23 protein-coding genes and 1 pseudogene are annotated in these 23,195 nt (G+C 71.2%); 17 read left to right on the forward strand and 7 right to left on the reverse strand.

The window, feature by feature from the left end; all coding sequences use genetic code 11:
* The 4 genes and pseudogenes from ACLEQD_RS07005 to ACLEQD_RS07020 all read left to right on the forward strand — a co-directional run.
* The coding region (locus ACLEQD_RS07005) for a tetratricopeptide repeat protein (RefSeq protein WP_410382737.1) at positions 1-882 on the forward strand (882 nt) is incomplete at its 5' end.
* A 10-nt stretch (positions 883-892) separates the two neighbouring features.
* Positions 893-1,909, forward strand: a complete 1,017-nt coding sequence (locus ACLEQD_RS07010) for an alpha/beta hydrolase family esterase (RefSeq protein WP_410382739.1) — start codon at positions 893-895, stop codon at positions 1,907-1,909.
* Between the two features lie 66 nt (positions 1,910-1,975).
* Positions 1,976-2,071: pseudogene (locus ACLEQD_RS07015) on the forward strand (hypothetical protein); the annotation flags it as partial.
* A gap of 130 nt (positions 2,072-2,201) precedes the next feature.
* Positions 2,202-2,666, forward strand: a complete 465-nt coding sequence (locus ACLEQD_RS07020; protein WP_410382741.1) for a ChbG/HpnK family deacetylase — start codon at positions 2,202-2,204, stop codon at positions 2,664-2,666.
* Here ACLEQD_RS07020 and ACLEQD_RS07025 read toward each other — a convergent pair.
* Positions 2,653-4,557 carry an ATP-binding protein gene (locus ACLEQD_RS07025; protein ID WP_410382743.1) on the reverse strand — a complete coding sequence of 635 codons (1,905 nt, stop codon included), beginning with the start codon at positions 4,555-4,557 and terminating at the stop codon, positions 2,653-2,655. The two genes, ACLEQD_RS07020 and ACLEQD_RS07025, sit on opposite strands and share 14 nt — an antisense overlap.
* Positions 4,558-4,761: 204 nt before the next feature.
* On the opposite strand from ACLEQD_RS07025, the gene queF reads away from it, so the two are divergent.
* Positions 4,762-5,127 carry a preQ(1) synthase gene (queF, locus tag ACLEQD_RS07030; protein WP_410382744.1) on the forward strand — a complete coding sequence of 122 codons (366 nt, stop codon included), beginning with the start codon at positions 4,762-4,764 and terminating at the stop codon, positions 5,125-5,127.
* A 10-nt stretch (positions 5,128-5,137) separates the two neighbouring features.
* Here queF and ACLEQD_RS07035 read toward each other — a convergent pair whose 3' ends face one another.
* Positions 5,138-6,151, reverse strand: a complete 1,014-nt coding sequence (locus ACLEQD_RS07035) for a serine/threonine-protein kinase (RefSeq protein WP_410382781.1) — start codon at positions 6,149-6,151, stop codon at positions 5,138-5,140.
* A gap of 233 nt (positions 6,152-6,384) precedes the next feature.
* On the opposite strand from ACLEQD_RS07035, the gene ACLEQD_RS07040 reads away from it, so the two are divergent.
* The 5 genes from ACLEQD_RS07040 (at position 6,385) to ACLEQD_RS07060 (ending at position 11,794) form a co-directional block, all read left to right on the forward strand.
* Positions 6,385-7,191 carry a hypothetical protein gene (locus ACLEQD_RS07040; protein WP_410382746.1) on the forward strand — a complete coding sequence of 269 codons (807 nt, stop codon included), beginning with the start codon at positions 6,385-6,387 and terminating at the stop codon, positions 7,189-7,191.
* Complete coding sequence (locus ACLEQD_RS07045; protein WP_410382748.1) at positions 7,188-8,099, forward strand: DUF3396 domain-containing protein; 912 nt, start codon at positions 7,188-7,190, stop codon at positions 8,097-8,099. The genes ACLEQD_RS07040 and ACLEQD_RS07045 overlap by 4 nt, the downstream gene beginning before the upstream one ends.
* 86 nt (positions 8,100-8,185) lie before the next feature.
* A complete protein-coding gene (locus tag ACLEQD_RS07050; RefSeq protein WP_410382750.1) occupies positions 8,186-8,764 on the forward strand; it encodes a hypothetical protein in 579 nt (192 codons plus the stop codon).
* Positions 8,765-8,882: 118 nt separating this feature from the next.
* Positions 8,883-10,403, forward strand: coding sequence for an HD domain-containing protein (locus ACLEQD_RS07055; RefSeq protein WP_410382752.1), 1,521 nt, complete (start codon positions 8,883-8,885; stop codon positions 10,401-10,403).
* Positions 10,404-10,570: 167 nt separating this feature from the next.
* Positions 10,571-11,794, forward strand: coding sequence for a zinc-dependent alcohol dehydrogenase (locus ACLEQD_RS07060; RefSeq protein ID WP_410382754.1), 1,224 nt, complete (start codon positions 10,571-10,573; stop codon positions 11,792-11,794).
* Between the two features lie 6 nt (positions 11,795-11,800).
* On the opposite strand, the gene ACLEQD_RS07065 is transcribed toward ACLEQD_RS07060, so the two are convergent.
* Positions 11,801-12,829 carry an S-adenosylmethionine:tRNA ribosyltransferase-isomerase gene (locus ACLEQD_RS07065; RefSeq protein ID WP_410382756.1) on the reverse strand — a complete coding sequence of 343 codons (1,029 nt, stop codon included), beginning with the start codon at positions 12,827-12,829 and terminating at the stop codon, positions 11,801-11,803.
* Entirely contained in the window at positions 12,826-13,542 is a 717-nt protein-coding gene (locus ACLEQD_RS07070; RefSeq protein ID WP_410382757.1) for an SDR family NAD(P)-dependent oxidoreductase, read from the reverse strand. Before ACLEQD_RS07070 ends, ACLEQD_RS07065 begins: the two co-directional genes overlap by 4 nt.
* 92 nt (positions 13,543-13,634) lie before the next feature.
* Here ACLEQD_RS07070 and ACLEQD_RS07075 point away from each other — a divergent pair, with 92 nt between their 5' ends.
* Entirely contained in the window at positions 13,635-14,192 is a 558-nt protein-coding gene (locus ACLEQD_RS07075) for a helix-turn-helix domain-containing protein (RefSeq protein WP_120525222.1), read from the forward strand.
* Positions 14,193-14,326: 134 nt separating this feature from the next.
* Positions 14,327-15,499, forward strand: coding sequence for a serine/threonine-protein kinase (locus tag ACLEQD_RS07080; protein WP_410382759.1), 1,173 nt, complete (start codon positions 14,327-14,329; stop codon positions 15,497-15,499).
* A 6-nt stretch (positions 15,500-15,505) separates the two neighbouring features.
* On the opposite strand, the gene ACLEQD_RS07085 is transcribed toward ACLEQD_RS07080, so the two are convergent.
* A complete protein-coding gene (locus tag ACLEQD_RS07085) occupies positions 15,506-15,868 on the reverse strand; it encodes a helix-turn-helix domain-containing protein (protein ID WP_410382761.1) in 363 nt (120 codons plus the stop codon).
* 118 nt (positions 15,869-15,986) lie between these two features.
* On the opposite strand from ACLEQD_RS07085, the gene ACLEQD_RS07090 reads away from it, so the two are divergent.
* From ACLEQD_RS07090 to ACLEQD_RS07100, 3 genes are all read left to right on the forward strand, one after another.
* A complete protein-coding gene (locus ACLEQD_RS07090; RefSeq protein WP_410382763.1) occupies positions 15,987-17,795 on the forward strand; it encodes a serine/threonine protein kinase in 1,809 nt (602 codons plus the stop codon).
* A gap of 26 nt (positions 17,796-17,821) precedes the next feature.
* Positions 17,822-18,733 (forward strand): DUF2381 family protein, encoded by a 912-nt coding sequence (locus ACLEQD_RS07095; protein ID WP_410382765.1) that lies wholly within the window; start codon positions 17,822-17,824, stop codon positions 18,731-18,733.
* 74 nt (positions 18,734-18,807) lie between these two features.
* Positions 18,808-19,164 (forward strand): DUF2019 domain-containing protein, encoded by a 357-nt coding sequence (locus ACLEQD_RS07100; protein ID WP_410382782.1) that lies wholly within the window; start codon positions 18,808-18,810, stop codon positions 19,162-19,164.
* Between the two features lie 12 nt (positions 19,165-19,176).
* On the opposite strand, the gene ACLEQD_RS07105 is transcribed toward ACLEQD_RS07100, so the two are convergent.
* Positions 19,177-19,923: a hypothetical protein gene (locus ACLEQD_RS07105; RefSeq protein ID WP_410382767.1), complete on the reverse strand. Its 747-nt coding sequence runs from the start codon at positions 19,921-19,923 to the stop codon at positions 19,177-19,179.
* A 171-nt stretch (positions 19,924-20,094) separates the two neighbouring features.
* Here ACLEQD_RS07105 and ACLEQD_RS07110 point away from each other — a divergent pair, with 171 nt between their 5' ends.
* Positions 20,095-21,627: a hypothetical protein gene (locus ACLEQD_RS07110; protein WP_410382769.1), complete on the forward strand. Its 1,533-nt coding sequence runs from the start codon at positions 20,095-20,097 to the stop codon at positions 21,625-21,627.
* 76 nt (positions 21,628-21,703) lie between these two features.
* On the opposite strand, the gene ACLEQD_RS07115 is transcribed toward ACLEQD_RS07110, so the two are convergent.
* The gene (locus tag ACLEQD_RS07115) at positions 21,704-22,351 is read right to left on the reverse strand and encodes a hypothetical protein (RefSeq protein WP_410382771.1); all 648 of its coding nucleotides are present in this window, start codon (positions 22,349-22,351) and stop codon (positions 21,704-21,706) included.
* A 311-nt stretch (positions 22,352-22,662) separates the two neighbouring features.
* On the opposite strand from ACLEQD_RS07115, the gene ACLEQD_RS07120 reads away from it, so the two are divergent.
* On the forward strand, positions 22,663-23,193 hold the full coding sequence (locus tag ACLEQD_RS07120) for a hypothetical protein (RefSeq protein WP_410382772.1): 531 nt from the start codon (positions 22,663-22,665) through the stop codon (positions 23,191-23,193).
* Positions 23,194-23,195: the final 2 nt, after the last annotated feature.

The raw sequence follows: 23,195 nt of genomic DNA on the forward strand, positions 1-23,195 counted from the left end.
CGCGGGGCCACGTGGTACCTGCGGCGCCCGGACGTGCCGCCTCCCGCGCGGATCGCCGCCGCGGAGGCCGCCAAGACCGTGGAGGCGAAGGTGTCCGCGCTGGACGGGCTGGACCAGGACGTCCGCGTCACCGCGGCGGAGCTGGCCCGCGCGGGCACGCTGCTGTTGAACGCGGGCGCCCACTCGCAGGCCCTGACGCTGGCGGAGGCCTACACCTCGCGCTTCCCGAAGGAGGCGGAGGCGCACCTGCTCGCCGCGCGCGCCGCCATCGAGCTGCGCATGGGCAAGCGCGCGGAGCTCGCCATCGACGAGGCCACGGCCCTGTCCCCCAGGGACGTCCGCGTGCCGCTGGCCCTGGCCGACCTGAGGGCCCGCCAGGGCGACGTGCCGGGCGCGCTGAGCGCCCTGGCGAAGGCGTACGCGCAGGCGCCGGGCTCCGCCCAGGTGGCCCCCCGCTACGGACAGCTCCTGTCGCAAGGAGGCCGGCTGGACGAGGCCGCCACCGTGCTGTCCGCCTGGACGCGCCAGCACGACGACGCCGAGTCCCTGGCGGAGCTGGGCTTCGTGCGCTTCCGTCAGGGGCAGCTGGACGACGCCGCCTCGCTGCTCAGGCGCGCGCAGCGCAAGTCCCCCTCGCTCGCGGTGGCCCACGCGTACCTGGGGGCCGTCCTCTTTCGACAGGGCGACCTTCGCGGCGCCGAGCGCGAGTACCGCGAGGCCGAGCGGCTGGCCCCGGGCGACCCGCGCTCCCTCACCGCGCGTTGCCAGCTCCACGTCCACGAGGGCGACGCCGCAGGGGTGGCCGAGGTGAAACGTACGCTGGCGGAAAGGTTCCCGGACCGGGCGCAGGCGCTGGCGGCGGAGTGCGGGGCGGGGAACTAGCTTCCGTCCCATGCGCCTTCGCCTCCTCGCCCTCGCCGCGTCCAGCCTGCTGCTGACCACCGCCGCGTGCGGCTCCACGGACGACCTCGACACCCCGACCGACGCCGGGACGGTGCTGCCGGACACGCCCTCCGGCGACGTGGCTCCCGCGGACCGCGCGGCCTGCTCCGGCCTCACCGTGACGCCCGGCACCTACGACTGGACCGTCGAGCACGGCGGCCGCACCCGCGCCTTCCGCGTCCACGTCCCCACCGGCTACGACGCCACGAAGCCCACGCCCGTCGTCCTCAGCTTCCACGGCTTCGGCTCCACCGGGGAGGAGCAGGAGCTGCTGACCGGCTTCTCCACGCTGGCCGACGCGGAGGGCTTCATCGTCGTGTACCCGCGCGGCCTCAACTTCCCGGAGGTCTACGGCCGGGGCGAAGCGGACACGCGAGGGTGGAACGGCGAGGCCTGCTGTGGCCCGGCGCAAATCGGGGGCGTGGACGACGTGGGCTTCGTGGACGCGCTGCTCGCGGACCTGGACACCCGCGTGTGCACGGACCCGCGCCGCGTCTTCGCCAACGGCTTCTCCAACGGCGGCTTCTTCTCCTACCGGCTGGCCTGTGAGCGCGCCCAGCGCATCGCCGCCATCGCGCCCGTGTCGGGCATGCTGGGCGTGACGGACTGCCGCCCGTCCCGGCCCGTCCCCGTGCTCCACTTCCACGGCAGCGCCGACGAGACCATCTTCTACGACGGCGGCGACAACGTGCTCGGCGGCAAGCCCTACCCTTCCGCCCTGGAGTCCGTGCGCCGCTTCGCCGAGCGCAACGGCTGCGCCGGCCCGCAGCAGCAGACGTATCAGCAGGGCAACAGCACCTGCGTGGCGTATACGGGCTGCCAGCCGGAGAGCGCCACCGCCAGCCTGTGCACCGTCACCGGCGGCAAGCACGCGTGGCCCGGCCAGCCCCTCTACAATGACGGCACGACGGACCTGGATGCGACCCTGCAGATGTGGCGCTTCTTCCAGGCGCGTCCCCGCCCCTGAAGGAGGCCCGTCACGCTGGCCCGCGCCCTCATCATCAACGCCGATGACCTGGGCTACGACCCGGGCATCACCCGGGGCCTCCTCCACGCCCTGCGCGAGGGCGTCGTCTCCTCCGCCACCCTCCTGGTGAACGCGCCGGGGACCGGGGACGCCGCGAGGCAGGCCCGGGGGCTCGCCATCGGGTTGCACCTGAACCTGGACCGGGGTGCCCCCGTGGACCCCGGCTTCCCGCGCGAGTGGCTCACCGTGGACTGCGGCCTCGCCGGGGCCCGGGCGGTGAGCTCCCGCGGACGTGGTGGAGGCGGAGGCGGAGGCGCAGCTGGAGCGGCTGGAGCGGCTGCTGGGCCAGGCCGCCACGCACCTGGACGTGCACAAGCACCTGCACCGGCATCCCCAGGTGCTGGAAGGGCTGACGCGCGTCGCGAGGCGCGCGGGCCTCCCGGTGCGCTCCATTGACGCGGGCATGCGCGGGGCGCTGAGGGCCCGCGGCGTGGCCACGAACGACGCCTTCGTGGGCGAGTCCGGTGAGGCGGCGTACTGGACGCCGGAGCGCTTCCGCGCGGCCCTGGCGGCGCTGCCCGCCGAGGGCGTCACGGAGTGGATGTGCCACCCGGGCCACCTGCCCCAGCTCGTCACCACCCGCTACGCCGCGCAGCGCGAGGTGGAGCTGTCCACCTTCCTGGACGCCCGCTCCCGTGAGGCCCTGGTGCGGGCGGGAATCCAGCCCACGGACTACCGCGTCCTCACGCGGGCGTGACGAGCGGAAGCTCCGGCTCCACCGGCGTCAGCGTCCGGCGCTTCTCGCGCGTCAGCACGGTGCGCACGCCCGCGAGCAGCTCGTCCGGGCGGTAGTGCCGGGGGCACAGCGCGGCGCCCTCCTGCGCCCACCACGGCCGCTCGTCCCCGGCCAGCAGGATGGGCACCGGCCGCGCGCGCGGCAGCGTGGCGAAGGTCTCCAGGAAGGTGCCCACCGCGGACTGCGTGGCGCTGGTGGACAGGACGATGAGGTCCACCGGCAGGTGCGTCGCCTTGCGCAGGGCCTCCGCGCCGCTCTGCACGGTGAACACCTCGAAGCCCTCGGCGCGCAGGGTGCGCTCCGCGGTGGCCTCCTGGTGCACGTCCTCGTCCAGCACCAGCACGCGCCGGGGCAGCCTGCGCACCTCGTGCGCGGACATGCGCGGCAGGTCCAGCGAGAACGTGGAGCCCTCGCCCTCGCGGCTGCGGAGCGCCAGCGCGCCGCCGTGCATCTTCACGATGGAGTGGCTGATGAAGAGCCCCAGCCCCAGCCCGCCGAAGTTGCGGTGCGACACGTTGCGCGCCCGGTAGAAGCGCTGGAACACCAGCGCCTGGTCCGCGCCCGGAATCCCGATGCCGTGGTCCTGCACCTGGATGCGCGCGGACTCCGCCGTGCGCCCCACCTTCACGCAGATGGGCGCCCCCGCCGGGCTGTACTTGTGCGCGTTCTCCAGCAGGTTCACCAGCACCTGCTCCAGCCGGTCCCGGTCCCCCAGCACCCAGACGCCGTCGTGCGGCACGTCCACCGTGAAGGGGCGCTCGAAGGCGTGGCGGAAGTGGTCCACCACCTCCGCCACCAGCTGCCCCACCTCCAGCGGCGCCGAGTCCAGCGCCAGCCGCCCCAGCTCCAGTCGGCTTGCGTCCAGCAGGTCCTCCACCAGCCCCGCCAGCCGGTCCACCTGCCGCTTGGACTTGAGCACGCTGGAGAGCGCCACCGGCTGCCCCGAGGCGATGCGGCGCTCCATGGCGAACAGGCCCAGCTTCAGCGGCGTGAGCGGCGTCTTCAGCTCGTGCGACGCGATGGACATGAACTCCTCGCGCACGCGCAGGGCCGCCTGGGCCTCGCGCAAGAGGCGCGCGTTCTCCACCGCCACCGCCAGCTGGCTGGCCGCCGCGCTCCACATCTCCAATTCGCGCACGGAGAACGACGCGCCCTGTTCCTTGTAGATGAGCAGGAGGCCCACCGTGCGGCGCGGCGCGCACAGCGGCACCGCCGCGAACACGGCGCCCACCGCGTCGCCGTAGCCCCGCTGGATGCCCAGCTGCGGCTGGCGCAGGGCCAGGGCCTGCCGGTAGGGGTCCTCCGACGGGTCGAACACGTCCTGGGGCGCGTCCAGGCCCTCCAGGTCCGACACCGCCATGCGCTTGAGCGTCGCGTCGTCCTCCTCGTAGAGGAACACCTCCGCGCGGCGCACCTGCGCGCACCGCACCAGCGACACCACGGCGGCCGAGCAGACGCGGTCCACCTCCAGCGACTCCCCCACCGCGCGGGCAATCTCCCGCACGGCCTGTGAAAACGCGCCCTCGTCGTCCACGCCGGACGGCTCCATCACCAGCCACGCCCCGGCCGCCCCGTCCGTGTGGGAGGGCTTCACCTGCACACGCACCTGCTGGAGCGCGCGGGTGATGACGTGACCGGACCAGGCCCGCCGCTCGCGGATGGCGCGCGACAGGGCGTCCAGGTTGCGGCCGGCCTCCAGGGCGTCCAGCAGGGTGCTGCCCGGACAGAGCGTCACGCCCGTCTTGGCCGCGAAGCCCGCCTCGCACCACTGGACGCGCAGGTCAGGCCCGATGCGCAGGAGCGCTTGGGGCAGGCACGAGAGGACATCCTCGACGTCGTTGGGTGGCAGCATGGAAGGGGCGGGACGCGCTTGCTTCAGGGGTCGCCGGAGGGAGATAGGAATCCCCGAGCATGATCGCCAACCACCCCCGGGCGTTCTCTTGTCCTGGAGGGCCCCGGCACGTTGGAACCCGAACAGAGCCCTTGGCCGGGCAGCCGGGGAGGCGCCGTCCTGGAGGGCGGTGACACGCGCCGAACGTGTGCTAGACGACAGCGCATGTCCTCAAAGCCGTCCAAGGAAATCCAGACCTTCCCCAACCCCGCCGCCGATCGCGACTACGAGATCGCCTTCGACGTGCCGGAGTTCACCTGCCTGTGCCCGCTGACGGGCCAGCCGGACTTCGCGCGCTTCACCATCAAGTACGTGCCGGATCAGCTGTGCGTGGAGCTCAAGAGCCTGAAGCTCTACATGTGGTCCTACCGCAACGAGGGCGCCTTCCACGAGAAGGTGACCAACACCATCGCGGACGACATCATCCAGGCCATCCAGCCGCGCAAGCTCACGGTGGTGGGGGACTTCTTCGTGCGCGGCGGCATCGGGACCATCGTCACCGTCACGCACGACAAGAAGCAGCAGGCCTGAGCGCGGGCCCTCAGCGGGTGAGCTGCTCCAGGAGCGGCGCCCACTGGGACTGGGACAGGTAGAGGCCGGTGCCGGCCGCCGCGGTGCCGGCGGCGAGCGCGGCCAGCACCCACTTGCGCTTGCCGGGCGCGCGCGCGGGCTGCTTCGTCGCGAAGACGTCGAGCACGCCCAGCTCCTGCTGGGTGAGGTGGGCCAGGGCCTCGGTCTCCGTGAGCTTCTCGCGGTAGCGCAGGAAGGCCACGAGCAGCGCGGGGTGGGACACGCGCACCTCGTGGGCGAGGAACAGGTCCAGCTCGCGGCGCATGGCCGCGGCGTCCGGGAAGCGGGCCTCCGGCCTCACCGACAGCGCGCGCTTCACGATGCGCGCGAGCGGTGGCGGCACGCTCGGGGCCACCTTCTGGAGCGGCGTGAACTTGCCGTCGCGGATGCGGGCGAACACCTCGCCGGCCGTCTTGCCCACGAAGGGGCGCGTGCCGCAGAGGGCCTCGTAGAGGAGGACGCCCAGGGAGAAGATGTCGGTTCGCGCGTCGATGGGGGCGCCGGTCACCTGCTCCGGGGACATGTACGACGGCGTGCCCACGGCCATGCCCTGCTGGGTGAGGGCTTCCAGGCTGACGTCCTTGGCGATGCCGAAGTCCATGAGCTTCACCTCACCGGACTTGGTGAGCATGACGTTCGCGGGCTTGAGGTCGCGGTGGATGATGCGGCGGAAGTGGGCGTGGTCGAGCGCGCTGGCGATGCGCGCGCCGATGACGGCGGCGACGTCCGGGGGCAGCGGGCCGTCCTTGATGAGGCCGTGGAGGGTGGGGCCGTCCACGTACTCCATGACCATGAAGAGGCTGTCGTTCTTCTCCACCAGGTCATAGAGCGTGACGATGTTCTGGTGGCGGAACGCGGCGAGCGCCAGGGCCTCGCGGCGGAAGCGGGACAGGGCCTCCTGGTCGCGCTGGCCTTCGGGGAGCAGCTCCTTGATGGCGACCTCGCGCTGGAGCAGCTCATGCAGGCCGCGGTACACGAGCGCCATGCCGCCCCGGCCCAGCTCGCCGAGCACGCGGCAGGCGCCAATCTTGCGGTGACGAAGTCTCTCGGATTTCTCGGCGGCGGCGGTCACGGGGCCGAAGGGTACCGATTCACGTCTCATGCGTCGATGGGCCCTCCTTCGCGGGGAGGGTTCGCACAGGTGTGATGGAAAGGCGCGGTGTCGCTGTCTCACGCCAGGGGGCCTACCTGCCGAGCGTGGACTGGCAGGATGGAGACATGGGACTGGGACGCCGGACGGATTGGCTGTGGGCCTTCGTGGCGGTGGGGCTGGGGGGCTGCGCGGGGCCGCGGCAGGGCACGTATGCGCAGCGGGGCTTCGACTCGGTGACGAACACCTGCCGGACGCAGCCGGCGCTGTGCGTCGGGGCGGAGTCGGTGCTGCCGGGGGTTCGCGCGGCGGAGGTGGCGGTGGTGGCCGCCGGGGCCCGGGCGATGCTGGACGCGGACACGAAGCGGGCGGTGGAGTTCGTGCTGAAGGAGTGCGCGGACCTGGCACGGTCGCAGGTGCTGCTTCGCTACCATGACGGCAAGAGCCCTTCGCAGGCGCAATGTAACGAAACCCTCCGCAATGCGAACGGAGAGTCCGTCTCCCGCGCCATGTGGCTGGGTGAGAAAATGCACGCTGCGGCACTGGAGTGTGCCCAGCAGAAGCTGGAGTCACTTCGCCCCGGACGGTTCAGTCTTGAGCCGACCTACCGTGTCGACCGACGGACTGGCATGACCACCCTTCTCAGTGCCGAAGAGGTCCAGTTACTGAAACAGCCCCGCTTTCAAAGCGAACTGAAAGGCACGCTCGTCCCCGATGTCGTCATCCACGAAGGGAGTCCCCTGGAAGTGAGCGCCGTCTATGACTTCAAATTCTCCTGCGCCAACGTCGATGCACCTGCCAATTGGCGAGAACTGCCCGGGGAAGGCTCTTCTCCAGGAGGGGTTCCCACGCAAAAGAACCTCTACATGAAAGCACTTGGGCTGAGCAGGCTACAGGTCTGGCGCGTTGTCCCCCGGCACGGAGTACTGCGATGACGATTCCTCACATCCACCTAAGTGTGAAAGACAAAGAGGGCGAACTCCTTATTGCCCAGGATGGACTTCAATTCTGCTTCTACATGCCGCAGTCCCATGAGGCCTTGAAACCTGGCATCCAGCACGCACTGGACCTCTATCTGTCGGCCATGGGCAGGAACTCTCTGGATATCTACCCGGACTCTGACGGCTATTGGCAGCCGCTCGACGCAACGGCATGGAACTCCATCCATCGAAAACTCCATGACGAAATTTGGGCATCCATTTCACTCGCAGGCCAAGACGAGGCTGGCGATCGATTCGGCTTTGAGTACATCGGGCATGCGTTCGACCATCCGGATGATTTCCGGGGCCCGGACGCGGTCAGCACAATGCGGATTTCATTCCCGACGAAGTTCCTGAAAACGCATGGTGCTGAGCGCGTTCGGAATATGGCGCTCGAAATGGCGCGGCCACTCCCCTTCAGCTCGGGCCACGCGGGCCTCTGTTTCAACGGCTATCCCACCGCATCGACCGTCCGTGACGAGGCGAAAAGGCTCGCCTTCCGTTATCCCGCCATGGATGTGATCAGCCTGGACGATGTGGCCCGGGACCTGGGCACCCGCGTGCGCGCCCCAGCCTGGATGAACTTCCTGGGTCCTCCCGTGCTCAACGAATTGGGCGGCGTTGAAGCCCTGCGCTCCAAGCTGCACTCGCCTGGAACCACCGTGCAGGCACTGGGACCGGACCGAGCCGTCATCACGCTGGGCCCCTATCCGGAGGCCGGTGACACCGAGCAAGGACAGACGTTGCCGGCCTACCGGGAGCTCGCGCGCGTGCTCGAACCCTGGCTGTATCAGACGTCCGGTCCCGAGGACTCCGACATCTTCGACTCCACACGCCGCTGGCAGCGCCGCTTCCTCGACTGAGCGCTCCGCCTCCCGTTCCCCTCCGCCCTGCACCGCCTCGCGGGCGTTCCCATGCTTCTCCCATCCAACGTGCCTGGGAGAACGCCATGACGGAACAGGACGCATACATCCAGAAGATGGAGGCCGAGCAGCGCGAGGCGACCGCTCGCTTCCGCGAAATCGAAGCCCAGGCGGACCTCGCCGACAACGAGGACACCCTCGACGTCCTCACCGGCGTCCGCGGGTTCAACGACGACGTCAACCGCGAGCTCCAGGCGCTCCGCCGCGCCGACCAGCGTGACTGGGACCGCCTCAAGGACAACGCGGAGCATGCCCGCCGCCGCTTCCATGAGCACCTCGACCGCGCCGGCACCCGGTGGGAGGAGCTCCGCGGCGCCTACCGCCGGCAACGCGAGGACGAAGTGCGTGAGCTGGGCGCCCAGGTGGACCGCTGGGAGGCCGCCCGCAAGCGCGCCAGCGCCGAGGACTCGCTCCTCACCCGCGAGGAGCTCGGCTTCATCAGGCGCGACCTGAAGACCGCCGGCGAGCTCCTGGACAACCTGCGCCACGCACACGGGCAGGCCTGGAGGACGGCCCGCGACCAGTACGAGGCCAACTGGCGCGAACTGATGGAGCGCTCCCGCCGCATCCGCGCCGACACCGACGCCACCGCCGCCCCGCCCTGAGCCCCATCTTCTCCGGCGCCACACGGCTGTCACACGGCTACGCTAGGAACCGCCCTCACCCGGAGGGACACGGCCCGGAAGGACCGTGCCCCTCCCAGGCGTTTCCGCCCGCGAGCCCATGGCCCTTCCTGCCCTTCCGTCCCAGCCTCCCGTCCTCGCCGCCATCGATGTGGGCACCAACGCCGTGCGCCTGGAGCTGGCCCGCCCGGACGCCGAGGGCTCGCTCGAAACCCTCCACCAGGAGCGGGACCCCATCCGCCCCGGCGAGGGCGTCTTCACCACCGGCGAGATGCTCCCGGAGACGGCCGACCGCCTCCTGTCCACCCTGCGCCGCTACGCCGCCCTCTGCCGCCGCCACAAGGCCCAGGTGCGCGCCGTCGCCACCAGCGCCCTGCGCGAGGCCCGCAACCGCCAGGACATCGTGCGCCGCGTGCACGACGAGGCCGGCCTGGAGCTGGAGGTCGTCAGCGGCAAGGAGGAGGCCCGCCTCATCTGCCTGGGCGTGCTGCACAGGAAGCCCGCCAACACCCGCTCGCTCCTCGTGGACATCGGCGGCGGCAGCACCGAGGTCGCCATCGCCACCGGCGAGAAGCCCGACGAGCTCTGGAGCCTCGCGCTGGGCTCCGTGCGCCTCACGGAGGTGTTCGACACCTCGCGCGCCGTGACGCCCAAGCAGCTGCGGCTGATGCGGAGCTTCGTGGAGGAGGTGCTCCACAAGACGCTCCCGGAGAAGCTCCCCGCCCTGCCCCGCGTGGCGCTGGGCTCGTCCGGCACCATTGGCGCCGTGGTGGGCTTCGCGTCCGCGGAGAACGGAGGCAACGCCACCGTGCGGCAGCTCACCCAGACCGTGGAGACCCTGGCGAAGATGCCGCCGGAGCGCCGGCGCAAGCGCTTCGACCCGCGCCGCGCGGACATCATCGTCTCCGGCGCCGTCATCCTGGAGGGCGTCGCGCGCCACCTGGGCGTGGAGTCCGTCAGCGTCGTCAACCGCGGCCTGCGTGACGGCCTGCTGGTGGACCTGCTCTACCGCCAGGACGAGTCGCGCGAGGACCACAGCCTCGCGGACGCGGCGCTCGTCATGGGCCAGCGCTTCCGCTTCGACGAGAAGCACGCCCGCCAGGTGGCCCGCCTGTCCCTGGGCCTCTTCGACAGCCTGGCCGCGCTGCACCAGCTGCCCCTGTCCGTGCGCCCCCACCTGGAGGTCGCCGCGCTGTTGCACGACATCGGGACGGCGGTCAGCTACGAGCGCCACCACCGCCACACGTACTACCTCATCCACAACGCGGAGCTCCCCGGGCTCGCGGACCGCGAGCGCGAAATCATCGCGCGCGTCGCCCGCTACCACCGGCGCTCGCAGCCGGAGCTGTCCCACTCCGGCATGGCCGGGCTCACCCCGTCCGAGGCCCGCCGCGTGCGCAAGCTGGCCATGCTGCTGCGGCTGGCGAACGCGCTGGACCACAGCCACCACCAGCCCATCCGCGACTTCAAGGTGACGGACGGCCGCGAGGCGGTGACGCTGCACCTGCACGCCCGCCAGCCCCTCGACCTGGAGCTGTGGAACGCCGAGCGCGAGGTCGTCGCCTTCCGCAAGGTGTTCGGCAAGCGGCTCGCGTTCCAGGTCCACTCGACCGGACGCTAGGGCCACCGCCTCCCCGCCCGCCCCGCGGCCTGGGGAGCGCGGCGCCAGTCCTGCCCGGCTCCAGCGCCGTGGCCAGAGTCCAGACGAACGGGTCCCGTGCGCCTTCTTCGCGAAGCGCCGTGGGCCTTCACGTCTTTCGAGGCCCTGGCGGGGGCAAGGAGCGGAACATGAAGGCAGTCGTTTTCCACGGCATTGGGGACATCCGGCTGGACGACGTCGCGGAGCCGAAGCTGAAGGAGCCCACGGACGCCATCATCAAGCTGACGGCCAGCGCCATCTGCGGCACGGACCTGCACATGATCCGCGGCACCATGCCCGGCATGAAGCCCGGCACCATCCTGGGCCACGAGGGCGTGGGCGTCATCGAGGAGCTGGGCAAGGACGTGCGCAACTTCAACGTGGGTGACCGCGTGGTCATCTGCTCCACCATCGGGTGCGGCAACTGTTCCTACTGCCGCGCGGGCTACTACGCCCAGTGCAACGACGCGAACCCCAACGGCCCCGACGCGGGCACCGCCTTCTTCGGCGGTCCGGAGATGACGGGCCCCTTCGACGGCATGCAGGCGGAGAAGGCGCGCATCCCGTTCGCGGCCGTCACCATGGTGAAGGTGCCCGAGGGCGTCACCGACGACCAGGCCATCCTCGTCTCCGACATCTTCCCCACGGGCTACTTCGGCGCGGAGATGGCGGAAATCAAACCGGGTGACACCGTGGCGGTGTTCGGCTGCGGGCCGGTGGGCCTGTTCGCCATCGTGAGCGCGAAGCTGCTGGGCGCGGGCCGCATCTTCGCCATCGACAGCCACGAGGACCGGCTGGCGCTCGCGAAGTCCCAGGGCGCGGAGGTCATCAACTTCGAGGAGGAGGACCCGGTGGAGACGCTCAAGCGCTTCACCGGCGGCATCGGCGTGGACCGCGCCATCGACGCGGTGGGCGTGGACTCGCAGCACGCGCACCACGGCCCGGCCGCCAAGAAGGCCAAGGCGGAGAAGCCCGAGTTCAAGCGCGAGGTGGAGCAGGTCGCCCCCAAGCAGAAGCCGGACGGCGACAACTGGGTGCCCGGCGACGCGCCGTCCCAGGCCGCGCAGTGGGCGGTGCAGGCGCTGGCCAAGGCGGGCACGCTGTCCATCATCGGCGTGTACCCGCAGACGATGAACGCGTTCCCCATTGGCGCGGCGATGAACAAGAACCTCACCCTGCGCATGGGCAACTGCAACCACCGCAAGTACATCCCCAAGCTGCTGGAGCTGGTGCGCTCCGGCACCGTGGACCCCACGGCCATCCTGAGCCACGTGAAGTCCATGACCTCCGCCATCGACGCGTACCGCAACTTCGACCTGCGCAAGCCGGGCTGGGTGAAGGTGGAGCTGGAGCCGGGCGTCACGCTCCAGTGACGCGCGTCACGCCCCCGGGTCCAGGATGAGGCACGTGTCACCGAACTCGTGCCCCAGGTAGCCCGCGGCCTCCGCGTGCGCCGAGGCCCGCTGCAAGAGCGCGAGCGGCGCGAAGGCCTGGAGCAGCGCATGGTGGCTGCTCCCCGGGTCGTGCACGCCGGTGAGCAGCCCGTGCACCACCCGGGGCACGTACCCGGGCCCGAGCAGCAGGTCCGTCACGGCCTCGCCCGGCACCAGCGCCCCGTGTTGCGTCGCGCGGCCTTCGAGCGCGCGCACCACGGTGGTGCCCACCGCCACCACGCGCCCGCCCCTCGCCCGCGTCTCCTCCACCAGCGTCACCGTGCGCTCGGGGATGTCGGAACGCTCGGGCCGGGGCAGCGCCGCGTCCAGCGCCTCGTCCCCCGTGGAGGAGAGCCCCGCCGCGTGCGTGAGGGACGCCCAGCGCACGCCGCGCGCCTTCATCCGCAAGAGCACGGACGCGGTGAGGGGCAGGCCCGCGGAGGGCATCTCCGCGGCCCACGGCCTCGCGGCGTAGAGCGTCTGCACGTGCCACAGCGCCAGCGGCCCCGCCGTGTACGCGTACTGCACCGGCCGGCCCGCCGCGTAGAGCGCCTGCCACAGCGCCGCGCCGCTCAGGTCGAAGGCCACGCGCAGGAGCCGGGGAGACGGCGGCAGCACCTCCACCACTCGCGCGGTGAGCCCGCCCACCTCCAGGCGCGCGCCCACGGAGAGCTCGGGCGGTGGGGGGCGGTCCTCGGTGCGCCGGCGCCAGTCACCCGCGCCGAAGAGGACGGCGGTCCAGGTGCCGTCCGGTTCGTGGGAGAGCAGGCGCAGCTCGATGGGCGCGCCCGCGCCGGTGCGGCCCGTGAGCGAGCCGGGCAGCGTGGCCGCGTCGTTCATCACCAGCAGGTCGCCTTCGCGCAGGAGCTCGGGCAGCTCCGAGGCGACGGTGTCGGTGAAGCGGTCCCGGCGGGGCTCGACGTGCAGGAGCCTCGCGGTGTCGGGGCGCTCCCGGGGCCAGCGAGCGGCGTTCATGCGGCCTCCCACTTCGCGGCCTCGAAGCGCTGACCGGAGGCGGTGTCGCGGGCCTCAACGAGCGCGAGGATGCGCGCGGCCACGTCCTCCGGCTTCGCCAGCGTCGCGGGGTCTGCGTCCGGGAGCGCGTCGGCGTGCATGCGCGTGTCCATGTCACCGGGGTCCACGGTGAGCAGGCGCACGCCGCAGCCCTCGAACTCCGCGGCCCAGATGCGCGTCAGGTGCTCCAGCGCTGCCTTCGACACGCTGTAGGCGCCCCAGCGGGGATAGGCGGACACGGCGGCGTCGGAGGTGACGTTGAGGATGAGCCCTCGGCCGCGGACGACCATGCTCCCCGCCACGGCCTTCGTCAGCCGGAAGGGCCCGAGCAGGTTGACCTCCAGCACCTGCGACACGTCCTCGCACGCCGTGTCCAGCAGGAGCGGGAGCGGCGTGGGGCCCAGGGTGCTCGCGTTGTTCACCAGCACGTCCAGCGGGCCCACCAGCGCGGTGGCCGCGCCCACCAGCGGGTAGATGGCCTGCTTGTCCCCCACGTCGAAGGCGAGCGCGTGCACCGCCAGCCCCCGCGCCTTCAGGGGCGCCACCGCCGCGTCCAGCGCCTTCGCGTCACGCGCCACGCCCACCACCCGGGCGCCCCGCCGGGCGAAGGCCTCCATCAGGGCCCGGCCCAGTCCCCGGCTCGCGCCCGTCACCAGCACTGCTTGATTCCGCATGTCCATGGCTTGCTCCTCCTTGGGGAGAAGGGATAGCCGAAGGGCTCCGACGGGATGGCAGGGACGCCAATGCGTTGGCAGAATGCCAGCGCATGAGCGAAGAGGACCTTCCGGGCAGGCTGGCGCGCAACCTGCGGACCCTGCGGGAGACGCGAGGCGCCACGCAGGTGCAGCTGGCGAAGCTGGCGGGCGTGCCCCGGGCCACCTGGGCGCATCTGGAGTCCGGCGCGGCGAACCCGACGCTGTCGGTGCTGCACCGGGTGGCGGGGGCGCTGCAGGTGTCCCTGGAGGAGCTGCTGGCCCGGCCCAAGGCGAGCGCCCGGCACTACCGGCGCGACAGCCTGCCCGTGCGTCAGCGGGGCGCGGCCTTCCTGCGAAAGCTCCTGCCGGATCCGCTGCCGGGCATGGAGTTCGACCGGCTGGAGCTGCCGGCCAGGGCGCGCATCACCGGAGTCCCCCACACGCCCGGCACGCGCGAATACCTGGCCTGTGAGTCCGGAACCCTGGCGCTGGTGGCCAGCGGCGAGCGCTTCGTCCTCGAAGCCGGAGACGTCGTCGTCTTCCGGGGCGACCAGAAGCATTCATACGAGAACCCCGGCGCACGCACGGCGGTGGGCTACTCCGTCGTGCTGCTCGCGCCGTCGCTCTAGCTGATGGGGATGGAGCCCGGGCCAGCACTCCCGAGACGTTACCTTTAAAGTCTCATGCATATGGACTTTTCAGGTCCACCGTGCCCAGACTCCCGGGTGGCGCCGTCGCGCCGAAACCTGGCCATCGAGGAGTCATGTCCACGTCCACCCCTGACGGAGCGCCAGCGCAGCCCAAGCCCGCACCGCGCCTCGGTGCCTTCCTGGCCACACCGGGCCAGCCCTGGCCGCTCTTCACCATCGACGGCGTTCGCTACGAGGCCCTTCGCGAGCTGGTGCGGATGCAGACGGGAGAGCTGCTGATGCTCGCCCGTCGCCACCCGGAGCGCGGGGACACCCTGGCCGGGCTCTGCCTCGTGCGGCGGCTGGCCAATCCCTCCACCACCCTGCGCCGCACCCGCCTGGGAGAGGAGATCCAGCTGGCCTTCCGCCTCCATCACCCCGCCATCGCCCAGGTGTTCCACCGCAAGGTGCATCGGGACGCGCTGCACGTGGTCATGGAGTACGTGGACGGCCCCTCCCTGGAGACGCTGGTGAGCGCGAGCGTGGCGCGCGGCCAGCCCGTCTCCGAGGCCTTCGCCCTCTACATGGGCGCGGAGCTCGCCGAGGCGCTGCACCATGCGCACACCCTGACGGACGACGGGGGCAAGCCTCTGGGAATCATCCACCGCGACGTCAATCCCCGGCACGTCTACGTGGGGGCGCACGGAGAGGTGAAGCTCATGAACTTCGGCGCGGCCTACTCGCTGGTGATTGGGCGCGAGGAATCGCCCGCGACCCTCGTCCGGGGTGACGTGGCCTATGCCTCACCCGAATACCTGGAGCGGCTGCCGCTGACACCGCGCTCCGACGTCTTCAGCCTGGGCGTGCTGCTGGTGGAGCTCTTCACCGGCAAGCATCCCTTCGACGTGCAGGACGTGCCCCGGCCAACCACCAGCCTGAGCCCGCTGCGGGTGGAGGTCCTCCCCTCGCTGCCGCTGACGCAGATGCGGGTGCTGCTGGCCAGCTTCGGACCCGCGCAGGTCGAGGCGGCGGTGGAGCGGCTCTCTCCGGACGTGAAGCAACTGCTGCACGCGGCCCTGCGCTCCAATCCCGAGGAGAGGATCGCCACGGCGGCGGACCTGCGTGACGTCCTGCGCACGGCGCTCGTCAGGCGGCACCCGGGCTACGGCCGCCAGGAGGCCGCCAACGAAGCCGCGCGGCTGCTGGCGGACGGCGGTGTGCTCCGGGACGTGGTGGAGTTTGGCGAGGGCGGCCTCTTCCCGGAGGGGCTGGAGGCGCACGAGTTGGAAGGCCTGGGGAAGAAGTAGCGCCCTTCAGCGCGCCAGCACGGAGGCGACGTGCAGGAGGGCGTCCAGCTCCTCCGCGTCCAGCTTGCGCGCCAGGTGCAGGAGGCGCCGCAGGTCCGGCGCGTCGCCGTCCTCCCGGGGCGCGGGCTTCCGGCCCTTGCGCACGGCCCCCTCCGGCGTCAGGCCCAGCATCGCTTCGGGGGAGACGCGCAGCTCCTGGCAGAGGCGGTAGAGGGACGGGACGCTGGGCAACATCTTGCCGCGCTCCAGGCGGCTGTAGACGGGGTGCACCAGTCCAATGCGCTCGGCGACTTCGGCCTGCGTCAGTCCCAGGTGTTCGCGGGCGGCGCGCGCCGCCATGCCAATGGTGATGCCGAGTTCTTCATTCATGGAGGGCGCGCAGCGTATCCGAGATGTCAGCCCCGGGCCCTCGCACCCCGGATGGCGTGCAGCCGCCGCTGGGAGGAGACCGCATGCGAGTGCCACGTGAGCCCAAAGGGAGGACGCCATGAGGCCCCCTCCCGCCATCCTGGTGCCCGGGGCCGAGGTGCTGGGCTACACGGTGGAGCGCCAGCTGGGACAAGGCGGCTTCGGCACGGTGTATCTCGCGCGCAACGCGGGACAGCCCTTCGCGCTGAAGCTGTTGCACCTGCCGCGTGTCGGCGAGCGGGTGGAGCGCGAGGTCTCCATCCTCCTGAAGCTGCGCCACCCCCACGTCGTGGGCCTCCAGGGTTACGGGCTATGGCCGCCAGGCGAGCCGCGCTTCGCGCTCATCGTCATGGAGTACGTGGACGGGCGCCGGCTGGACATCTGGGCCGACGAGGAGAACCCGTCCGCGCGGCAGGTGGCGCGGGTGATGCTGGACGTGGCGCGGGCGCTCGCCGCGACGCACGCGGCGGGGGTGCTGCACCGGGACATGAAGGAAGCCAACGTCATGGTGCGTGCCTCGGACGGGCTGGCCAAGCTGGTGGACTTCGGGATTGGCGACTACACGGGCGCGCGAGGACTGACCGAGGACATCCTCCCGCCAGGGACACCGGAGTACCGCGCTCCCGAGGCGTGGCGGTACTTCCGGCAGCACGCGCGAGTCCCAGGGGCCCGCTACGTGGCGGGTGCATCGGATGACCTGTGGGCGCTGGGCGTCGTCCTCTACTGGCTGCTGACGGGGCGCAAGCCCTTCGATGGCGAGGACGACGCCGCGTTCATCGAGGCCGTGCTCACCCAGCCGCCCACGCCGCCGTGCGACGAGAACGAACGCGTGCCGCGGGCGTTGAGCGACGTGTGCATGCGCCTGCTGGAGAAGACACCCGGGACGCGCACACCGAATGCGCTCGCCGTCATCGCCGCGCTGGAGGAGGCGCTGGAGGGCGCGGACGCGGCGTGGGACGTGCCCCTGTGCGACGCGTTCGGTGAAGACACCGCGACGACGGAGGGCCAACAGGACAGCTTCGAGAAGTGGCTGAACCGGCCGAGGCATCGGCCGCGGCGGGGTGCGCGCGCGGAGCCGGAGGCGCCACCGAAGCCTGCCGGAGCCCCGACACGGGTGAGGACGAGACCGCGAGCCTTCCGAGCATGGACCGCGATGGCCATGGTCCTGACCATGGTCGCGGCAGGAGCCGTGCGGATGCGTGGGACTTCGCATTCTCCCGAGGCGGTCGCGCTTCGTCAGGAAGTAGCGCCCACTGACAAGTCGCCTCAATCTGACCGGGCCGCGGCTCCCAGCGGGCCAGAGGCCACCGCCGCGGCCGTCGCCCTTCCCGCGACGCACCAGGAGGTCGCAGCCACCGTGACGACGCAGACGCCAGAGACTCCCTCCCTTCCGCTCCCCTCGAAGCCCGTGAGGAAGGTCCGGAGCGTCATGACCCGCGCGGCAGGCACGGCGGCCTGCACGGCCTTGATGGCCTGCTCCGGCCCGCGGGTGCGGCCTCCTCCGCCGCCCGAGCCCTGCCCCATCGGAGCGGTGAAGGCCATGAAGGAACGGGGCATCGAACTGGGGGACAAGAACCTGGCAACCCTCGACTTCGCCGACCCGCGCATCATCTCGGTCCACGAAGGCCCCTCTCAATTTCTCCTGCTTGGCCCCTGGGGAGGCCTGCCGAGCAATACGGAACTGTCAGGCCGGCTCATCGTGAGGGACCGCGTCTATGGACGCCTGACGTGGGCGGTGACCCGGCAAGGCGACAGCTTTCCCGTGTGTCTGGAGGTCTTCGCGGAGGAGGGAGGCCGGGGCATGGCCAGGGAGCCTGGAGACGACTCACCATCGAGCGCCCGGGTCTTCACCACCGTGAATGTGAAGGCAGTGCGTGAGTTCGAGTAGCAGGCTTGTCTGGGAGACGCCGCCAAGTGCCCTCTTCATCCACGATTGTCCTCCTGGCGCTCCTGTTCGCGAGTGCGGCGGCACTCGCTCAATCCGAGAGCTCGGCCTCCGTGCCGGGCGCCCGGCGCATCGAATTGCCCCCTGACGGGAGCCCATCCATCGCAGCAATCGCAATCAGCGCAGGCCTCTCCACGGGCCTCTACTTCGACTCGGACTTGATGCGTGACGGCGTCGAATTGGAGGGGCGGGAGCGCTTCTCCCTGGTGGACATCGGTCAGGCCACCCTCCGCCTGGTTCCCTCTTCGGGCGTGACCCCTGGCGAGCACTTCCGGCTCGTCGTGCGCTTCAGGGATGGCGCGGCGCCGGTGAGTGCGTCCTTTCTCCTCCAGGTGCATCCCGCGAAGGCTGAAGCCCTCGTAGAGATCTTCCGTGGGAAGCGGACGATCGAGACCTATCAACAAGAGACCCGGGAAGTCCGTGCGGAGCTGGAGCGCTGCCGGGACGAGAACTCACGGTTGATGGCCGAGCATGAGGCCCCGCTCGGGCTGGCGGGGCTCCTCGCCACCGGAACCCTGGATGAAAACGGGGTCGCCGGGCGCGTCGTGACCAAAGATGTTCTTCGTCCGGATGGAAATGCCCTGGCGGCGCACTCCGTCACCACCTACCGCGCCAAGAGGGCTGTTGCCGTCGTGGTCAATCTGTCGGCGACAGCGGGTGCGCAACTCTGGAGCCCGAAAGGGGCGACACTTCGGGGCAGAACGGGAGCGGAATTGAAGGTGCTCCGCATCTGGCAGCAGCAATCCATTCCCTTGGGTGAGGCCCGAAGCATCGTGGTCGAGGCCGAGGCCCCGGAGGCCGGGGTCCAGGGACCGTTCTCCTTGAAGCTCTGGGAGGACGGACCGCGCACCGTCACGCTGGGCAACGTGACGTTCCCGTAATCACTGCCGCACCGGGCTGCCGCCTTCCGGTGTCTTGATCTCCGCGCAACTGACAACATTCGGAACGGACGATGATGACGGCCGACCTTCAGAAGCTTGTCGAGGAGTTCGCGCAGAACGTGGCAGCACAGACGGACGCCATCTGGCGAGGCGACGCGAAGACCGGAAACAAGCACGCGAAGGAATCGATTGCAGCGTTCAAGCGGCTGAGGACCCACGGGGATGTGGGACGGGACGCGCTCGCAACCCTCTTCATCCATCCGCGAATGGATGTGCGAACCGCGGCGGCGGCCTTGCTGCTGCGGTATCGCACCGATGAAGCCAAGGCGGTGTTGGAGGAGGCCGCGAAGGGAAAAGGGCTGATCCCCTTCGAGGCCCGGGAGGCACTGAAACGCTGGGAAGAAGGAACCTGGTCCCTGGACCCCGCTTGAGCGACGCCCCCGCTACGCCCCACCGCCCTGCCAGATCAGCATCCCCATCACGCCCACGTCGCGCTCGCCGCCCGCGTGGAGCCTCCAGGGCACCGCCACTCCGAACTCCAGGGACTTCATGGGACGCGCCATCAGGCCCGGTGACAGCAGCATGGTGGAGGTGCCGTCCTCGTCCCGCCACCCCGCCTCCATCATGGGCCGCAGCGGTCCCAACGCCAGCACCGCTCCGGCCGCCAGGTCCGGATGCAGCTCGCTCCCCAGCCCGCGCACCCTAGGCAGCTGCTCCGCCTTGAGCTGGAGGTTGAAGCCCACCGGGCCCACGTCCTGATACGCCAGCAGGTACGGCTCGAAGCCCGGGCGGAAGCGGTCGTCCGCGACGTCTCGCGTGGCCTCCAGGTCCATGCCCAGGCTCAGCGTGAAGCCGCGCTGTCTGTCATTGACCAGCGCCAACCCGATGCCCACCTCCGCCGTGTCCAACCCGCGCGGATCCTCCGGCGTCGTCAGCGCCACCTGCGCCTCCAGCTGGATCCGGTCGCTGAGGCCGTACTCGCCGAGCACCGGCACCTCGAAGCGCGTCTCGCCCTCCTGCCGCGTCCACTCCAGCCCCGTGCCCAGCTGCACCTCGCCACGCTGCTGCGGGGGCGCCCCATCCCCCAGGAAGAACTCCTGCACGCGCCCCTCCACCCCCTCCTCCGCGACCGCGGGCACCGCGAAGAGACTCACAATGCCCACCGTGACGAGCTGCCGTACGTTCGCCATGTCAGCAGGGTGGACACTCCCCTGCGACACCGGGGCCCCTCCTCCAGGCCACCCACCGCCCGACTGCCCGCCTGCTTTCAGGGAACAAACCCGCTGGCGCTCCAGGTGGAGGCTTGCACCACCGTGCGTGAGGGTGACAAAGCCCGAGGGCCCACCTCTTCGAAAGCGACCATGCCCCTCCAACCCCTCCCCTTCGCGCGACACACCGTGGCCCTGCTGGCGGCCCTGGGCCTCACCGCCTGTGGCGGCAAGGAGGTGCGCCCGGGTGACGGCGCCCCGCCCGACGAGAACCCCGTCACGGACCCCTGCGCGGAGAGCCCCCCCGCGGATCCGGCCAGCGGAACCTGCGCCCCGCTGCGCTTGCAGTGCGCGCAAGACCTGGGCGGCTTCAACACGGACCGCTACGTCTGGCGCGACCGCGACTGCCACGTGCGCTCCGTGTCGCTCGTGCGCAACGACGCCGCGGACCCCGCCGGCTGGAACGGCGGCTACATCCGCCGCTACACCTACGAGGTCGCCGGCGCCGAGCGCATCTGCGACGGCCAGAACCCGGAGGTGCCCGGCTGGGGCATGGTGACCAGTCACCTGAGGGAAGGCCCGGTGTGGGGCGCGTGGACGCAGGACGTGCGCGGCACCGGCCGCATCGTCTTCAAGGGCGCGCACCACGCGCTGCATGAGCTGAAGTGGCCGCTGTCGCTGGACGGCCACGTGGTGCGGGTGACCGTGCAGTACCTCTTCGCCACCGGCCGGGATCACCCGCTGTATGCCATCACCCACGACGCGTCCGGCTTCCCCGCGAACCAGATTGAAGCCGACGTGCGCTCGCCCTACGGCGACCTGGGCTTCGACGGCAACGCCAACACGGACATCGCCGGCCTGGGCTGGGGCGACCGCTACCGCTTCGTCACGCTGTCCTCCCCCGTGACCCTGGAGACCGGCTGGGACTACCGCGAACCCAACGTCGTCCCCTACACGCGCATGTGGACCGCCGCGCCGGACGCGGAGATGGGCGCGGTGCAGACCCAGACGTGGGAGCAGAAGCCCGCCGGCGGCTACTGGCTGTATCCGGAGTGGGGCACCCGCCACGCCGACGGCCCCATGCCCGTGGACTACAACTGGGCCTACCAGCTCAACCAGTACGAGCTGCCCTCCGTCACCCACTCCCACCGGCTGGCGTGGGGCAGCAACTTCGGCGCGGTGGGCCTGTCGCAGTACCCGCGCCTGGGCGACGACGGCGTGATGCTCTCCGGCCACCCCTACCAGAGCTACTCCGTCTTCATGGTGCTGGGCACGCACGCGGCCAGCCCGGTGCTGTCGCTGGTGTCGGAGGTGGAGGCCTGGCAGGGCGTAAAGCTCACCGCCTCCGAGGGCACCGTGCGCACGCGCGGCCCCGGCGGCGTGGGCCGCACGGATGCCGTCCCCTATGACGTGGCCGGCTACAACCCCGTCTACGCCACGTGGGAAGCGGACGCCGCCTCCAACCGCGTGACGCTGACGTTCGACACCGCGGGCCGCACACTCGCGCACCCGATGCTGGTGGTGCACGGCTACACGGCCCCCACCGCTCCGGCGAGCGTCACCCTGGACGCCCAGGCCCTCACCGCGGGCACGGACTACTTCGCGTCCGTGGACCCGGAGGGCCAGGCGCTCTGGCTCACGCTCCAGCGCGACCTGAAGGGCGCGGCCACCCTGAAGGTGCGGTAGCCGCGGCGCACGCAGACAGGCCCCTGGCAGCCTCGCGAGTGCCCGGGGCCGTCCCTTCGCGCTTCACGCGGGAGCGTCAGTCCGCGTTGCCGCTGCCGCCGTAGCCCTGCGGGGCCTGCGAGCGCAGCCGCTGCCACTGGGCGCGGGCGTCCTGCTCCACGCGCTTCTGCTCGCCCAGCTGGCGCCGGGCCTCCTCCGCCCCGCGCTTGGCGTCCGCGACGGCGGACAGGTAGTTCGCCTCGGACATCTCCTTGGCGCGCACGTCGCCGCTCTGCTCCAGCGCCTGGTACTGGGCCAGGTTGAGCTGCGCGTCCGCCACCTTCAGCTCCGCTTCGCGCAGGTCCTTCTCCGCCCTGGCGGTTTCCGTCTTGCGCTCATGCCAGGCCACCTCGGCCTCGGCCGCGGCGCGGCCGGCCTGGGCCCCCTCGAGCTTGGACTTCGCCTGCGCGATGGCGCTCTGCTGGCCGGTGGCCCTGGCGGCCTTCACCGCCGCCTCCTCCGCCTCCATGCGGCTCTCGGCGGCCTCCTTGTTGCGGCGAGCCACCTCCGTGGCGCGCTCGGCGTCGCGCACGGCCACCTCGGCGCGCGTCACGTTGTCGGCGGCCTTCGTGCGGGCCAGCTGCGCGTCACGCACCTCGCCCAGCTGATCCTCGGGGATGCGCGCCATCATCTTGTCGTCCACGCGCGCGGCCTTCGCGCCGCCGCAGCCGGCAAGGAATGTCATGGACGCCCCCAACGCCAGCCCCACCATCCAATGCCGCTTCGTCCTGTTCTGGAACATGATCTTGATCCCCCGTACGAAGATGACTGTGGAAGAACCTAGACACGTCCCGCCCGCACGACAGGCGCCACGGACGCCGCCGTTCCGCCTGGAATCCGCCCGGGTCCGGGCAGGCCGTGGAGCAGGCAGGCTCCGGTCCATTTCCGCCGCGCGCCGTTGCCCTCCAGGACTTTCGTCACGGTGCATGTCCCAACCCGCACGGGGTGCGTGTCTCAAGGTCGCGCGGAAGACGCGCCACCCGGGAGAGGGACCACATGAAGCGAAGCCGATGGGGAGTCGTGCTGGGAACGAGCTGCGCGCTGATGATCGCGGCCTGCGGCATGGGGCCGGAGGAGCCCGAGAACGCCGAGGGCACCGAGTCCGTGCGGATGCGCATCTCGCTCGCGGGTGACGCGTGCGGCGTCACGTCGGCCGCGGCGACCGTGACCGCGCAGGACCTGCCGCCCACGCCGCCCCAGTCCCTGTACGTGGGCAATGGCTACATCGAGGGCTACCTGAGCAACATCCCCGTCGGGCCGCGGCGCATCGTGGACGTGCGGGCCTACAACGGCGCGGGGCGGGAGGTGTACGCCGGCAGCGCGCCCGTGGACGTGTACCAGGGCTCCGTGGCGTACGCGCAGCTCCTGCTGAAGCGCAATCAGCAGAACTGCCCGGGCACCGGAACGGGCGACATCTACATCATCGGCACGCTGGAGGGCTCCGGCGGCGAGGTGGACGCGGGCACGACCTACGACGCGGGCCCGGGTCCGTCCTACGACGGGGGCGGCGCGTTCGACGCGGGCTAGCG

It is taken from the genome of Corallococcus sp. 4LFB (assembly GCF_046520365.1).
GTDB lineage: Bacteria > Myxococcota > Myxococcia > Myxococcales > Myxococcaceae > Corallococcus > Corallococcus caeni.

Bases quoted from the DNA above. Each gene is read 5' to 3' on its own strand.
- ACLEQD_RS07055 (WP_410382752.1), top strand. From the start codon at position 8,883: ATGGCCCTTCCTGCCCTTCCGTCCCAGCCTCCCGTCCTCGCCGCCATC.
- ACLEQD_RS07065 (WP_410382756.1), bottom strand. From the start codon at position 12,829: ATGAACGCCGCTCGCTGGCCCCGGGAGCGCCCCGACACCGCGAGGCTC.
- ACLEQD_RS07040 (WP_410382746.1), top strand. From the start codon at position 6,385: ATGGGACTGGGACGCCGGACGGATTGGCTGTGGGCCTTCGTGGCGGTG.
- ACLEQD_RS07050 (WP_410382750.1), top strand. From the start codon at position 8,186: ATGACGGAACAGGACGCATACATCCAGAAGATGGAGGCCGAGCAGCGC.
- ACLEQD_RS07075 (WP_120525222.1), top strand. From the start codon at position 13,635: ATGAGCGAAGAGGACCTTCCGGGCAGGCTGGCGCGCAACCTGCGGACC.
- ACLEQD_RS07045 (WP_410382748.1), top strand. From the start codon at position 7,188: ATGACGATTCCTCACATCCACCTAAGTGTGAAAGACAAAGAGGGCGAA.
- ACLEQD_RS07060 (WP_410382754.1), top strand. From the start codon at position 10,571: ATGAAGGCAGTCGTTTTCCACGGCATTGGGGACATCCGGCTGGACGAC.
- ACLEQD_RS07105 (WP_410382767.1), bottom strand. From the start codon at position 19,923: ATGGCGAACGTACGGCAGCTCGTCACGGTGGGCATTGTGAGTCTCTTC.
- ACLEQD_RS07010 (WP_410382739.1), top strand. From the start codon at position 893: ATGCGCCTTCGCCTCCTCGCCCTCGCCGCGTCCAGCCTGCTGCTGACC.
- ACLEQD_RS07090 (WP_410382763.1), top strand. From the start codon at position 15,987: ATGAGGCCCCCTCCCGCCATCCTGGTGCCCGGGGCCGAGGTGCTGGGC.
- ACLEQD_RS07070 (WP_410382757.1), bottom strand. From the start codon at position 13,542: ATGCGGAATCAAGCAGTGCTGGTGACGGGCGCGAGCCGGGGACTGGGC.
- ACLEQD_RS07110 (WP_410382769.1), top strand. From the start codon at position 20,095: ATGCCCCTCCAACCCCTCCCCTTCGCGCGACACACCGTGGCCCTGCTG.
- ACLEQD_RS07115 (WP_410382771.1), bottom strand. From the start codon at position 22,351: ATGACATTCCTTGCCGGCTGCGGCGGCGCGAAGGCCGCGCGCGTGGAC.
- ACLEQD_RS07080 (WP_410382759.1), top strand. From the start codon at position 14,327: ATGTCCACGTCCACCCCTGACGGAGCGCCAGCGCAGCCCAAGCCCGCA.
- ACLEQD_RS07085 (WP_410382761.1), bottom strand. From the start codon at position 15,868: ATGAATGAAGAACTCGGCATCACCATTGGCATGGCGGCGCGCGCCGCC.
- ACLEQD_RS07025 (WP_410382743.1), bottom strand. From the start codon at position 4,557: ATGCTGCCACCCAACGACGTCGAGGATGTCCTCTCGTGCCTGCCCCAA.
- ACLEQD_RS07100 (WP_410382782.1), top strand. From the start codon at position 18,808: ATGACGGCCGACCTTCAGAAGCTTGTCGAGGAGTTCGCGCAGAACGTG.
- ACLEQD_RS07035 (WP_410382781.1), bottom strand. From the start codon at position 6,151: ATGGCGCTCGTGTACCGCGGCCTGCATGAGCTGCTCCAGCGCGAGGTC.
- ACLEQD_RS07120 (WP_410382772.1), top strand. From the start codon at position 22,663: ATGAAGCGAAGCCGATGGGGAGTCGTGCTGGGAACGAGCTGCGCGCTG.
- queF (WP_410382744.1), top strand. From the start codon at position 4,762: ATGTCCTCAAAGCCGTCCAAGGAAATCCAGACCTTCCCCAACCCCGCC.